Origin of the sequence: Candidatus Microthrix subdominans (genome assembly GCA_016719385.1) — a bacterium.
Classification (GTDB): Bacteria; Actinomycetota; Acidimicrobiia; order Acidimicrobiales; family Microtrichaceae; genus Microthrix; species Microthrix subdominans.
The window spans coordinates 476,229-488,885 of sequence record JADJZA010000007.1; the positions used below are offsets into that span (position 1 = coordinate 476,229).

General features: G+C 70.1%; 15 protein-coding genes. 8 read left to right on the forward strand and 7 right to left on the reverse strand.

Going from position 1 to position 12,657, the window contains the following annotated elements; genetic code table 11:
• Positions 1–15: 15 nt before the first annotated feature.
• The 3 genes from IPN02_12380 to IPN02_12390 form a co-directional block, all read right to left on the reverse strand.
• On the reverse strand, positions 16–936 hold the full coding sequence (locus IPN02_12380; protein MBK9297602.1) for a cation transporter: 921 nt from the start codon (positions 934–936) through the stop codon (positions 16–18).
• Positions 933–1,277 carry a helix-turn-helix transcriptional regulator gene (locus IPN02_12385; protein ID MBK9297603.1) on the reverse strand — a complete coding sequence of 115 codons (345 nt, stop codon included), beginning with the start codon at positions 1,275–1,277 and terminating at the stop codon, positions 933–935. The genes IPN02_12380 and IPN02_12385 overlap by 4 nt, the downstream gene beginning before the upstream one ends.
• Positions 1,278–1,394: 117 nt before the next feature.
• On the reverse strand, positions 1,395–1,964 hold the full coding sequence (locus IPN02_12390; protein ID MBK9297604.1) for a DUF2231 domain-containing protein: 570 nt from the start codon (positions 1,962–1,964) through the stop codon (positions 1,395–1,397).
• Between the two features lie 200 nt (positions 1,965–2,164).
• Between IPN02_12390 and IPN02_12395 the strand changes: the two genes are divergently transcribed.
• The 4 genes from IPN02_12395 to IPN02_12410 all read left to right on the forward strand — a co-directional run bounded on the left by IPN02_12395 (position 2,165) and on the right by IPN02_12410 (position 6,908).
• On the forward strand, positions 2,165–2,782 hold the full coding sequence (locus IPN02_12395) for a class I SAM-dependent methyltransferase (GenBank protein MBK9297605.1): 618 nt from the start codon (positions 2,165–2,167) through the stop codon (positions 2,780–2,782).
• Positions 2,783–3,823: 1,041 nt separating this feature from the next.
• A complete protein-coding gene (locus IPN02_12400) occupies positions 3,824–4,336 on the forward strand; it encodes a hypothetical protein (GenBank protein ID MBK9297606.1) in 513 nt (170 codons plus the stop codon).
• A gap of 96 nt (positions 4,337–4,432) precedes the next feature.
• On the forward strand, positions 4,433–5,485 hold the full coding sequence (locus tag IPN02_12405) for an isopenicillin N synthase family oxygenase (protein ID MBK9297607.1): 1,053 nt from the start codon (positions 4,433–4,435) through the stop codon (positions 5,483–5,485).
• 157 nt (positions 5,486–5,642) lie between these two features.
• On the forward strand, positions 5,643–6,908 hold the full coding sequence (locus IPN02_12410) for a cytochrome P450 (GenBank protein ID MBK9297608.1): 1,266 nt from the start codon (positions 5,643–5,645) through the stop codon (positions 6,906–6,908).
• A gap of 119 nt (positions 6,909–7,027) precedes the next feature.
• Here IPN02_12410 and IPN02_12415 read toward each other — a convergent pair whose 3' ends face one another.
• Complete coding sequence (locus IPN02_12415) at positions 7,028–7,783, reverse strand: SDR family oxidoreductase (GenBank protein ID MBK9297609.1); 756 nt, start codon at positions 7,781–7,783, stop codon at positions 7,028–7,030.
• A gap of 28 nt (positions 7,784–7,811) precedes the next feature.
• Positions 7,812–8,675, reverse strand: a complete 864-nt coding sequence (locus tag IPN02_12420; GenBank protein MBK9297610.1) for a thioesterase family protein — start codon at positions 8,673–8,675, stop codon at positions 7,812–7,814.
• Between the two features lie 158 nt (positions 8,676–8,833).
• Between IPN02_12420 and IPN02_12425 the strand changes: the two genes are divergently transcribed.
• On the forward strand, positions 8,834–9,484 hold the full coding sequence (locus tag IPN02_12425; GenBank protein MBK9297611.1) for a histidine phosphatase family protein: 651 nt from the start codon (positions 8,834–8,836) through the stop codon (positions 9,482–9,484).
• A gap of 122 nt (positions 9,485–9,606) precedes the next feature.
• Here the strand turns inward: IPN02_12425 and IPN02_12430 are convergent, their stop codons facing one another.
• Positions 9,607–9,843 carry a hypothetical protein gene (locus tag IPN02_12430; protein MBK9297612.1) on the reverse strand — a complete coding sequence of 79 codons (237 nt, stop codon included), beginning with the start codon at positions 9,841–9,843 and terminating at the stop codon, positions 9,607–9,609.
• Positions 9,844–9,883: 40 nt separating this feature from the next.
• Complete coding sequence (locus IPN02_12435) at positions 9,884–10,264, reverse strand: hypothetical protein (protein MBK9297613.1); 381 nt, start codon at positions 10,262–10,264, stop codon at positions 9,884–9,886.
• Positions 10,265–10,335: 71 nt separating this feature from the next.
• Here IPN02_12435 and IPN02_12440 point away from each other — a divergent pair, with 71 nt between their 5' ends.
• The 3 genes from IPN02_12440 to IPN02_12450 all read left to right on the forward strand — a co-directional run bounded on the left by IPN02_12440 (position 10,336) and on the right by IPN02_12450 (position 12,585).
• Positions 10,336–10,911, forward strand: coding sequence for a 1-acyl-sn-glycerol-3-phosphate acyltransferase (locus IPN02_12440; protein ID MBK9297614.1), 576 nt, complete (start codon positions 10,336–10,338; stop codon positions 10,909–10,911).
• Between the two features lie 62 nt (positions 10,912–10,973).
• Complete coding sequence (locus IPN02_12445) at positions 10,974–11,216, forward strand: hypothetical protein (protein ID MBK9297615.1); 243 nt, start codon at positions 10,974–10,976, stop codon at positions 11,214–11,216.
• Positions 11,209–12,585 carry an aspartate aminotransferase family protein gene (locus IPN02_12450; GenBank protein ID MBK9297616.1) on the forward strand — a complete coding sequence of 459 codons (1,377 nt, stop codon included), beginning with the start codon at positions 11,209–11,211 and terminating at the stop codon, positions 12,583–12,585. The genes IPN02_12445 and IPN02_12450 overlap by 8 nt, the downstream gene beginning before the upstream one ends.
• Positions 12,586–12,657 lie beyond the last annotated feature (72 nt).

A 12,657-nucleotide genomic window follows, 5' to 3' on the forward strand; every position in this document is an offset into this window, starting at 1 on the left:
GAGCACCCGGGCCACCTACCAGGCGAGCTCGTCGCAGCCCTCGTGGTCGCTCGGCTCCACCTGCAGGGTGGCGTGGCCGATGCCGTAGCGGTCCTGCAGCAGGCTCCTCGCCTGGTCGAGCACGCCGTGGGAGTGGTCCATCGTGTCGACCACCAGGTGTACCGAGGCGTTCTCCATCTCGGAGGTCAGCGTCCACACGTGCAGGTCGTGCACGTCGATCACGCCGGGGATGGCCGCCAGGGCTTGTCCGACCTCGTCCAGGTCGATCTCCGGCGGCGCCGCCTGGAGCAGGATCCGCACCGCCTGGCCACCGAGGCGCCAGGTGCGGGGCAGGATCCACAGCCCGATCGCCGCCCCGATCACGGGATCAACCCAGGTCCAGCCGAATACCTCCAGCAGGATTGCGGCGATGATCACCCCCACCGAGCCGATCGTGTCGGCCACCACCTCGAGGTAGGCGCCTTCCACGTTGAGGCTTTCCGAAGCGCCCTCGCGCAGCAACGCGAAGGCGATCAGGTTGACGACCAGGCCGATGCTTGCGACGACCAGCATGGGCACGCCGAGCACCTCGGGCGTGCCGGTGATGCGCTTGATCGCCTCGATCAGCACGTAGATGGCGACGCCGAAGAGCAGCAGTGCGTTGACGAACGCCGCCAAAATCTCCAGCCGGTACAGACCAAAGGAGTGCTGGCCCGGGTTGGCCTTCCGGGCGTGCCGGTTGGCCAGTTGGATGGCGGCCAGCGCCATGCCCAGGCCGATGACGTCGGTCAGCATGTGGCCGGCGTCGGAGATCAGCGCCAGCGAGTTGGTGAGCAGCCCGCCGATCGCCTCGACGACGAAGTACCCGGCGATCAGGACGAAGGCGATCAGCAGCCGCTTCTGGTGTCGGGCGCCGGCCCGGAGCGCCCCGCCGCCGTGGTTGTGGTCCCCGCTCACGGCATCGGCCGCTCGACTGCGCCGTGCGCACCGTGTGCGCGGGACAGCTCGAGCATTTTGGCCACGTGGTCGTCGTCGAGGCGGTAGTAGATCACCCGGCCGTCGCGTCGGTTGGCGACGATGCCGGCGGCGCGGAGCAGGCGCATCGAGTGCGACACCACCGTCTCGGACACCCCGACCACCGCCGCCAGGTCGCACAGCTCGCCGGCCTCAAGCAGAGCGAACAGGATGCGGATCCGGCTGGGCTCGCCCAGCAGCTTGAACCCGTCGGCGAGGCTCATCGCCTCGTCGACGCCGAGCAGGCGCTGCCTGGTTGCGGCGACCCGGTCCGGGTCGATCATGCGGACCGGACATTCCTCGGCCTCGCCCGAAGCGGGCGCTTTGGTCGTCTTCACAGATGTGAGGATGACCGAGCGCCGGACGGCGGTCAACTACCGGGTTGCGCGTACCCGTCGGGTCTAGTGCTCCTCGCCGGGAAACACGTCGGTCTCGGACTTGTGCCACACCGGGTGGTCGCCGGCGGTCTCGACGTTGAAGCCGTACTCGAACACCAGCGAACCGCCGAAGGTGGCCCCCAGCGACACCAGCAGGGCGATCACGACCGAGAGGATGGCAATACCAACCGGGGTGGCGTCAGCGACGTTGAACTGCGACAGCCGCCAGGCCAGGTTGATCAGCGCCAGCACCGTGACGGTGACCATGATCGCAGCGTGCGTGTTGATCGTGCGCCTGGCCTGGGTGCCGGCCTCGGAGGAATCCCGGGCGTCCGCCAAGCCGGTGAGAGCGGCGAACACCGAGACGATGACGCCGGCGATGAACAGGTAGGTGCCCGCGTGCCACAGTTCGTCCGCCCAGGCTCGACCATCGCCGGCGATCGTCGAGATCACGTCGAACACGGCGGCGACCAGGTAGGCGGCGATGGGCACATCGGTCAGGGGCGGGTGCGACGGCTTGCCCGATAACCCGCGTGGTCCCTTGAACGTGCGGCCCTTCATGGTCAGCGTTGGACGTACCGAGAACTTGCGCATGTGATGCTCCTCGCTTGGTGGCTCCTGAACGAGCCTCGCGGTTGCAGGTCGCTCTGTTCGGACGATCCTGACCTGTGCGGTTCAACCTAAGCACCTCTAGATGCAATGTAAAGCACTTTTAGAAGCACCGTGGCCGGCCTGCATGGCCGGGACGCCCTACCGTGGGCAGCGAACGGTAGGACGAGCGATGACGGGGCAGCATGGTTGAGCGCAGTCAATGGGTGGAGATCACCGACGAGGACCCGACCCACTCCCAGCGATACATCGAGCGCTTTCGCACGATGGCTGAGGCGGGCAGGGATCTGGCCGGGGAGGCCAGGCTGATCGATGCGATGGCGCCGCGCTCGGCTCGCATCCTCGATGCCGGATGCGGGCCTGGTCGAGTGGGGTCGACGTTGGCGGAGTTGGGTCACGAGGTCGTCGGTGTCGATGTCGATCCGGTGCTGATCGCCGAGGCTCAACGGGAACACCCGGGTGCAACCTGGCTGGTGGGCGACCTGGCCGAACTCGATCTGCCCGCCGTCGGCGTCGCGGCCGACTTCGACGTGATCGTCTGCGCCGGCAACGTGATGACGTTCCTGGCGCCGAGCACCCGCAGCCTCGTGGTGTCACGCCTCGGCGCCCACCTGGCCGACGGCGGCCGACTCGTCGTCGGCTTCGGCGCCGAGCGCGGCTACCCCTTCGATGAGTTCCGCGCCAATGCCGAGGCCGCTGGCCTAGTCCTCGACCTGGAAATCGGCACCTGGGACCTGCGCCCGTTCACCCCCGAGTCCGACTTTCTCATCTCGGTGCTCTCCCGGCCGGCGTCCGCCGCCTAGTTCCGGCAGAGGACCGCGTGCGGTGCCGCCCGCGGGCGGCGCCGCGCCCGGGGCCCCCCGCCCCCGCCCCCCCCCCGGGGGGCCGGGGCGCGGGGGGGGCGGGGGCCGGCCGCCACCGGCCGGCCGCGGCCGGGCCCGGGGGGGGCGGCCGGGGCGGGGCGGGGGGCGGGGGGGGGCCGGGGGGGCGGGGGCCCGCGGGGGCGGGCCCCCGCGCCCCCGGGGGGGGGGGGGGGGCGCGGGCCCCCGGGGGGCCGGCGGGGGGGGGGCGGGGGGGGGGCGGGGGGGGGGGGGGGGGGGGGGCGGGGCGGGCGGCCGGCGGGGGGGGGGGGGCGCGGGGCGGCGCGGGCGCCCCGCCCGCCGCGCCGGGGGGGGGGGGGGGGGGGCCCGGGGCGGCCGGGGGCCGGGCCGGGGCCGGCGGCGCGCGCGGGGCCCGCGGGGCCCGGGGCCCCCCGCCGGGGGGGGGCCCGGGCGGGCGGGGGGGGGCGGGGGGGGGGGGGGGGGGGCGGGGCCCCCGGGCGGCGGCGGCCCCGGCCGGCCCCGGGGGGGGGCGGGGGGGGGGCGGGGGGGGGGGGGGGGGGGCGCCGAGGGGGGGGGGGGGGGGGGGGCCGGCGGCCCCCCCCCCCGCCCCCCCGCGCTCGACCCGCCCGCCGGGGGCGGGGGGGCCGGCCCGGCCCCCCGCCCCCGGGGGGCCGGGGCGCCCGGGGGCCGGCGGCGCCGGCGGGCGCCGGGGGGGCGGGGGGGGGGGGGGGGGGGGGGGGGGGGGGGGGGGGGGGGCCGGGGGGGGGGGGGGGGGAAGGGGGGGTGGGGGGGGTCCGTTGGGGGGGGGGGGGGGTGGGGGGGGAGGGGGGGGGGGGGGGCCGGGCGGGGGCGCGGCCCGGCGGGGGGGGGGGGGGGCGGCGCCCGCGCCCCCGCGCCACGCGGCCGGCGGGGCGAGCCCCCGGCGTGGGGGGCGGGGGGGGGGGGGGGCGGTGGCGTTGCGATGTGACCGCTGCCTCCGGCGGCAACCAACCCATTTAATGAGGTGTTGGCTAGAATATTGTGATGACCTCCTCAGCGCCGTCGATGTCCCGCCCTGGCACGGTCACCCAGGAGTTGCCCGCCGCTTGGCGCAGCGGGATCGCCTTCGTCGCCGTGGGGAGCGCCGCAATCGTCGTCGGTGGGCTGGTGGCCGCCGTCACGCGACCCACCGGCTTCGATGAGGGCCCGTGGGTGGCCGCCTTCCTCGTGCTAGTCGGCGGTGTGGCCCAGATTTTGGTCGGGGGCGGCCAGGCAGCGCTGGTCGCCGACGCTCCGTCGAGGGCGACGCTGTCGGTCGAGCTGGCCACCTGGAACCTCGCCTGCGCCGCCACCGTGATCGGCACCCTGATCGCCAGCCCGCCGCTCACCACGCTGGGCGGTGTGGCGCTGATCGCGTCGCTCGTCGTCTTCTTGGCAGCGGTGCTCAAGCACGGGGCGCGCCCCGGCTGGGTGAGAACCGTGTACGTCACGGTCGTCGGGTTTGTGCTGCTGAGCACGCCGGTGGGGTTGGTACTGGCCTGGGTTCGCCACGGTTGAGCGGTGCGGCATCTCGGCGGGAGCAGGAAAGCGCCCATCCGGGCCGTATCCTGGCGGATCGACCACGCCCGTCACCCTGAAGCCACCTGGACTCACATGCTCGACTTCTCCCACATCCCCGTCGTCGAGCTCGGCGGCCTCCAGGGCAACCCGTCCACGCGACGGGCGCTCGCCGGCCAGCTGCGGGAGATCTGCCACGAGATCGGATTTCTCGTCATCACCGATTTTGGGGTCGACCCCTCGGTGATCGGCGACGTCTTCGACCTGATGGACGCCTTCTTCGCGCTGCCGGAGGCGGACAAGGCGCTGATCGACAAGGCCCGCTCGCCGCACTTTCGCGGCTGGGAGGCGGTCGGCGCCGAGCAGACGAACAACCGGGTGGACGTCCGCGAGCAGATCGACCTGTGGTCGGAGTGGCCGGTCGACGTCGGCGGCGGGGCCGCGTACCTCCAACTGCTCGGTCCCAACCAGTGGATGCCCGACCAGCTGCTGCCCGGCGGCAGAGCGGTGATGGAGCGATGGTTTGGCGAGCTCGGCGTGCTTGCCGACCGCCTGCTCGGGTTGATGTCGGTCGGCCTTGGCCTGGCCGAGGATCACCTCGTGACCTACTTCGGCGACCAGCCGATGTCGCTCACCAAGCTGATCAACTATCCGCCCACCCCGGCGGGCCAAGCCGGCGTCAACGCCCACCACGACACCGGCTTTCTCACGCTGCTCGCCACCGGGCCGGTGCCGGGCCTGCAAGTGCAGAACCCGTCCGGGGAGTGGATCGACGTCCCGCCTCGCCCGGATGGGTTGGTCGTCAACCTGGGTGAGTTGCTCCAGGCGATGACCGGCAACTACTTCGTCGCCACCAAGCACCGGGTGATCACCGACCGGCGGCGCCGATCTGCCGCCTATTTTCACGGGCCGTCGCTCGACGCCCGCCTCGAGCCGCTGCCGCTCGATCAGTCCTTTCGGAAGGCGGTCGCCGCCAGCGACCGTCACGTCGGTGCCGGGTTCATGGCCCAGCGAGACGAGACGGAGGCCGGCGTCGCCGACATGTCGAGCGCACACCGCCCCGACACCTATGGCGAGCAGCTCTGGAACTACTTCGCCCGTAGCTATCCCGAGCTGATGGAGCGCCACTACCCGGCCGCCGATCGCTGATCTTCTATCCCGATCATGTCGGCGGCGGAACGACCAGTGGATCGGCCCAGCGGGACCCGAACGTGGCCGGCGTCGCGTTCGGGCAGCGAGGCCGGAGCATCGATAGCGTGGCGATCTGCGTTGAGGAACGAGGGGGAGCGAAGCAATGAGTGAGCCGATGAGCAACCGACTGGCCCAGCCTGATTTCTGGAATCGGCAGCTGGCCGAACGCATGGCGGAGATGGCCGAGATTCGGGCCGCCGGTCCGTTTGCCCGCACCTCCTTCATCAACCCGCTCACCGGTGAGACCGAACAGTTCTACGGGGTCACCCGCTACGCCGACGTCGTCGAGATCTCCAAGCGACCCCACGACTTCTGTTCGGGCAAGGGTGCCGTCTCCGTCCCCGACATGCCCGAGGAAGCGCTCAACTTCTTTGGCTCGTTCATCAACATGGACGACCCTCGCCACGCCCGCCAGCGCGGCATCGTCGCCCGGTCGTTTACGCCCCGTCAGCTGCAGGGCGTGCTGGATTCGGTCGAGACGATCTGTACCGAGGTGATCGACGGATTCTGCGCCGACGGCGAGGCCGATCTGGTCACGGCGTTCGCCCAGCCGTTCCCGTTGCTGGTGATTTGCGACATGATGGGGATCCCCCGCAGCGAGTTCGACACCGTGTTGACGGCGACCAACGTGATCCTGGGCGGTGGCGACCCGGAGTTCATGGGCGACGGCGATCCGCTGGAGGCGCTGTTCACCGCCGGCCTGGCGTTGACCGGCCTGATGAACGAGCTGGCCGAGGATCGCCGGGCCAACCCAACCGATGACCTCACCTCCAAGCTGGTGCACAACGATGTCGGGGAGGACATGTTGGACCCGAGCGAGATCGCTCCGTTCTTCATCCTGTTGGCGGTGGCGGGCAACGACACCACCCGCACGGCGATCAGCCACGGTATGAACCTGCTTGCTCTCAACCCGGACCAACGCCGGGCGTGGCAGGACGACCTCGACGCCGTCAGCCCCACGGCGGTGGAGGAGATCGTTCGGGTGGCCTCCCCGGTCACCTACATGCGGCGCACGGCCACCCGCGACGTAACGCTGTCGGGCCAGGACTTCGTCGAGGGCGACAAGCTGGTCATGCTCTACGGCTCGGCCAACCGCGACGAGCGGGTGTTTGCCGACCCCGAGCGCTTCGACGTCCGGCGTGATCCCAACCCGCATCTGGGCTTCGGCGGGCCCGGCCCCCACTTCTGCCTGGGCGCCCACTTGGCCAGGCGCGAGGTGTCGGTGGCGTTCCGCCAGCTGCTCACCCGGCTGCCCGACATCGAGGTCGACAGCCCCCCGGTGCCGCTGCAGGGGATGGGCATGCCGCTCGTCGGTGGCATCAAATCGCTGCCGGTGAGCTTCACACCCACGGCGCCGCTCGGTCCGAAGCAGCGGACCTGAAGTAAAGGCACCCATGCCCGAACTGGGTGGCTTTACTGCACCCGTCATGCAGTAACCACACCCAGTTGACCCGTGGGCGCGATTGCTCGCATGGTGCCCACCGAGTTTTGGCCAGGCTGCTACTGGAATCCGTCCGAGCGGCCGCCGTCGACCGGGACCGCGGCGCCGGTGAGGTAGCCGGCCTGCTCGGAGCACAGGAACGCGGCGATCTGGCCAAAGTCGGCGGTTTCGCCCACCCGGCGCATCGGCACGTCGTCGGCCGCCTTGTCGATGTTGTCGCCGTACAGGCTGCGCAGCCGGTCGGTGGCGTGCAGGCCGGGCTGGATCGAGTTGACGGTCACACCGTCGGCGGCGATCTCCAGCGCCAGCGACTTGAGAAACCCGGTGGCTCCGGCTCGGGCCATCGTCGACAGCATCAGGGCCGGCGTCGGCTGGCGCACCGAGGCCGACGTGATCGCCAGCACCCGTCCCCAGCCCGCCTCGCGCATCGCCGGCACGGCGGCCTCGCACATCCCCACGGTGGACAGCGCATTCAGCTCGAACGCCTTGGCGTACTCCTCGCTGGCGGTCGAGCCGAAGCCCCCGGCGGGTGGGCCGCCGGCGTTGGCGACCAGGATATCGACGCCGCCCAGCCGCTCGATCGCCTCGATGACGAAGCCACGGCCGCCCTCAAGCCCCGACACGTCGCAGCGGATCCCGACCACCTCGCCGCCGCCGGCCCGCAGCGACTCGACAGCGCCATCGAGTCGCTGCTGATCGCGCCCGCAGATCGCTACCCGCACGCCGTTGGCCGCCAACGCTTCCGCCGTTGCGTAGCCGAGGCCGGACGACGCTGCCGCTACTGCGGCGCCACGGCCGCTGATCCCAAGGTCCATCCGGCCAGGGTAGCGACGATGGTCTGGCTCACTCCGCCCAGGGCAGGTCGGCCGGGTCGAAGCGAAGCATCGAAGCCGACTGGCTGGCGGTGGCGAGCAGGGTGCCCGACTCACTCCAGATATGAGCCGAGCCGTGCCCGTAGTCGCCGACCGCCAGGTGGGGTCGCAAGTCGACCAGCACCCACTCGGTCTCCTCAAAGGCGCCGATGCGGATCGAGTTGTCCAGGCTGATGCCGCCCGCCATCACCCCGCAGGCGTGGGCGACCGACAACGGCACCATGTCGGCCAAATACGCAGCGATCGCCGGCGTGATCGCCACCCGGTCCCGTCGGCGCACCCACACGCACATACGACCGGGTCCGGGGTCGGGGTGGGCAACGATCGTGGGCTCGCGGAAGTCGAGTGCAGCGTTGAAGCCGAGCTCCCAGAGCTGTTCGGGGAATTTGGCGGTGATGCCGGCGTTACGGGCCATGCCAACGAACGGGCTGGACCAGCGTTCGGAATCCTCTGGTGACGACACGGTGGGCGACCGCTCGAACGTGCCGGCCAGCCCATGGTCCTTGTAGTGACCGGTGGCCCCCAGCGAGGCGAACATGATGTCGCCGGCGGCGTTGGTGCCGGTGACCCGCACTTGGTTGGTGCGGCGTCCCGGGGCGAGCACCTCGGTATGCACCGAGATCTCCTCGTTTGCCGGTGCGGTGGCGATGAACTGGGTGGTCATCCACAGCGCCGTCCGGTCCGATACCGCCTCGGCCGTGGCGATCGATACTGCGATGGCCGTGCCCCCGTAGAGCCGTCCGTCGAGCCGGGCCAGGTGGTTCTGGACGGTGAAGTGGAAGCGGCCGTCACCCGTGCCGGGCAACAGACCGAGGAAGTCCTCGTCGGTGGTCATCGGCGCACCGTACCGGCGGCGGCATCGCCCGAACGAACGGCCTCGTCCGCCGTTGATGCCTCGATATCGCCGACGGCCGGCTCGCTAGGCGCAGCGACGCAATACGCTGCGGAGATGAGCAGTTCAGTGGATCCTCCTGACCCAGGTGGCCGTCGGTGATGCCCGGCGGCCCTCAGCCCGGGTCACCGCTCGACCCGCCGGCAGGCTGGGCTCGCTCCCCCGAGGTGGTGCTGGTGCGCCACGGCGAAACCGAGTGGAGCAAGAGCGGTCGACACACCGGGCGAACGGACGTGCCGCTCACCGAGCACGGGCGTCAGGAGGCCCGGCACCTGGGTGTGGCGCTGGACGGTCGGTCGTTTGCGCACGCATGGTGCAGCCCCCTGAGCCGTGCACGCGACACCTTCGAGTTATCGGGGGTCGACGCGCCGGTGGAGATACTCGACGATCTGCTCGAGTGGGACTACGGCGACTACGAGGGCGTGTCCACCGCCGAGGTGCGGCGCACGATTTCAGACTGGTCGGTGTGGACCCACCCGGTCACCGGAGGCGAGTCGGTCGAGGCGGTGGGGGAGCGGGCCGATGGTGTGATCGCCCGGCTACTCGAGGTCGGGGGCGACACGGTGCTGTTCGCTCACGGCCAGTACCTGCGGATCCTGGCCGCTCGGTGGATCGGGCTACCCGCCGAGGCCGGCCGGCTGCTCAGCCTCGACACCGCCGCTGTCTCGGTGCTCGGCTACGAGCGGGAGACGAGGGTGATCCGCCGCTGGAACCAGAGTGGATACGCCGGCGAGAGCAATCACAGACGGTGACGCTGCTCTCGACACCACCCTCCCTGTCAAGGCCCGGGTTGTCGCTGCCAGGGGCTTGGTTACTGCTTCCAGGGGTTTGGCTAGTGCTGACAGGGGCTGGGTTGCTGCTGCCACGTGTCGGGCTAGTGCTGCCATGGGCAGTGCCGACACTGGTTGCCGCAGCAGGGTCGGGCGGCCAGCGTTGTCGCCGTCATGACGAACAGGCCGGTGGCCGGGTCGAGGTAGCCGTCGTCACCCGCTTGTGAGGCGGCATCGTGGGCTGCCATCGCCGCCTCGAAATCCCGATCCTGAGGGCCGAACCGCTCGAACGACGGCCGCTTCCAATCGGCCCGGAGCCGTTCCGGGGAGGCGCCGGGCATCAGGACCTTTGGGGTGCTGGGCAGGTCGTGTCGGTCGCTGTCATCGGCCGATGGCGGTTGCCAGGCCCTTGGGGTCGGCGACGCTGACCCACAGCGCCGAGTGGTTCTTGAGCCCGATCACCTTGCGGATCGGCTTCTTGAACGCGACGCACAGGCCGGAGGTGTGGTTGGTGCCGAAGGTCAGGCCGTCGTCGGCAAAGCTCAGACGAGGGCCGACGGCCGTGTACCAACGGTGGGGCCCGGTGATTTCGGTGTGGTCGATGTTGTCGAGCGGGGTCTCGACGGAGAAGTACCCGTACTTGGCTCGGAACATCCCGTCCTCGGTCAGGTCCACCCCATCGGTGTCCCTGACGCCGAGCACGACGAACATCGGCTTCCACCGGTTGTCGAGCCGATATGGAAATGTCGCTGGTGTCGCCATCGGTGCAGCTTGCCAGAACCGCATGACAACGCCGAGGCGCCCGGACCCGAATACTCCGGTACGGTGACAGAGTGAAGAAGATCATCGCCCGCATCGCGCTCTTCCTCGGGCGTTACAAGCTGGTCAACCGTCCCCCGGACGAACCGGTGATGCTCCTCATCGCAGCACCGCATACCTCCAATTGGGATTTCATGCTGATGCTGTTCATGGCGTGGGCCAGTGACCTGTCGCCTCGCTGGCTGGGCAAGCGGGAGATGTTCGACGGCTTTCTCGGCCCGGTCTTCAAGCGTCTCGGCGGTGTGTCGGTCGACCGCGACAACCCCGGCAACCTGGTCGATGACCTGGTGGCCGAGGCCCGCACCACGTCGTCGCTAGCGCTGGTCGTGCCGGTGGAGGGCACACGAGAGAAGGGCGACTACTGGAAGTCGGGCTTCTACCGCATTGCCTCCGAGGCCGACATTCCCATCGTGCCCTCCTTCCTCGATGGCCCCACCCGCACGGGTGGCTACGGCCCGACCGTCATTCCGTCTGGTGATCTCTCGGCAGACATGGACAAGTTCCGTGCGTTCTATGCCGACAAGCGGGGCGTGAAGCCGAAGAACAAGACCACTCCGCGTCTACGCGAGGAAGACTCGGCGATCGCCTGACAGGCGTGGCGGCGCACCCATTTCGGGCTCACGCCGCCTAGCTCCTGGTTAGTATCGAATCCGTGAGCGACTACGTGATTCCCGATCCGGAGCCCAAGGAGATCGACGAACAGCTGTCGATCGAATTGCGCCACCTCGCCGACAACGCCGTCCTGAAGGCCAAGCCCCAGGGCGATGAGCGCTGCGACAACTGCCTGTACTACTTGGAGAACACCGCCGAGATCTCCTACTGCTGGCATCAGAAGCTGCGCATCCTGGTTGGCGGCGAGTGGTGGTGTCAGTGGTGGGAGGAGATCCCTGAGTAAGGACCGCACTGCCCCGTCGGACCCGCCGTCGTATTGGAACGGCGTCGACACCTCAGCCAACGACCGCGCCCACGTGTTCCACTCGTGGTCGGCCCAGGCGTTGATCAACCCGCTGGCGATCGCCGGCGGCGAGGGCAGCTGGGTGTGGGACTTCGACGACAACCGATACCTGGACTTCAGCTCCCAGCTGATGAACGTCAACCTCGGGCACCGTCACCCCAAGCTGGTGGCGGCGATCCAGGAGGCGGCCGGACGTCTGGCGACGATCTCTCCGGTCCACGCCAACGCTGATCGCTCCGAGGCGGCTCGGCTGATCGCCGAGGTTGCCCCTGAGCACCTGAACAAGGTGTTCTTCACCAACGGTGGCGCCGATGCCAACGAAAACGCCATCCGCATGGCGCGTTTGCACACCGGACGCCACAAGGTTGTGGCCGCCCATCGCAGCTACCACGGCGCCACCGCCGGTGCGATCACGATGACCGGCGACCCGCGTCGCTGGGCGTCGGAGCCGTCGATCCCTGGGGTGGTGCGCTTCTTCGGGCCGTACCCCTACCGCTCGTCATTCCACTCCGAGAACCCGGCGCAGGAATGCGAGCGGGCGTTGGCGCACCTCGACGAGCTGCTGATGTTCGAGGGTGCCCACAACGTGGCTGCGATCATCCTCGAGCCGGTCGTCGGCACCAACGGCATCCTCGTGCCGCCCGACGGCTACCTGGCCGGCGTGCGGGCCATCTGCGACCGCCACGGCATCGTGATGATCGCGGATGAGGTCATGGCCGGCTTCGGTCGCTGCGGCGAGTGGTTCGCCGTCGACCGCTGGGACGTGGCACCGGACATCATCTGCTTCGCCAAGGGTGTCAACTCCGGGTACGTCCCGCTCGGCGGCGTGCTCATGTCAGACGCCATCGCCGCCACCTTCGATGAACGGGTGTACCCCGGGGGGCTGACCTATTCCGGGCATCCGCTGGCATGTGCGTCGGCGGTCGCCTCGATCGGCGTGTTCCGCGACGAGAACATCTTGGACTCGGCCCGCACCCTGGGCACCGACGTGATCGGCCCGGAGTTGGAGCTGATTGCTGAGCGGCACCCGTCGGTTGGCGAGGTGCGCGGCCTCGGCGCCTTCTGGGCGATCGAGTTGGTGCGTGACCGCGATTCCCGCGAGATGTACGTGCCTTATAACGCTTCTGGCACCGATGCGAAGCCGATGGCCGACGTCGTGGCGGCGATCAAGGAGCAGGGCGTGTGGGTGTTCGCCCACTTCAACCGGATCCACATCACCCCGCCGTGCAACGCGAGCCATGACGACGTGCGCACCGGCCTGGCGGCGATCGACAAGGCCCTCGAGGTGGCCGACGCCCACATCGGGTGAGGTCTTCTTGCTGAGCGCGACGGGACCTCGACGATCCGCTGAACTCTGCCGCTATCGCGCGCTCTACGACGC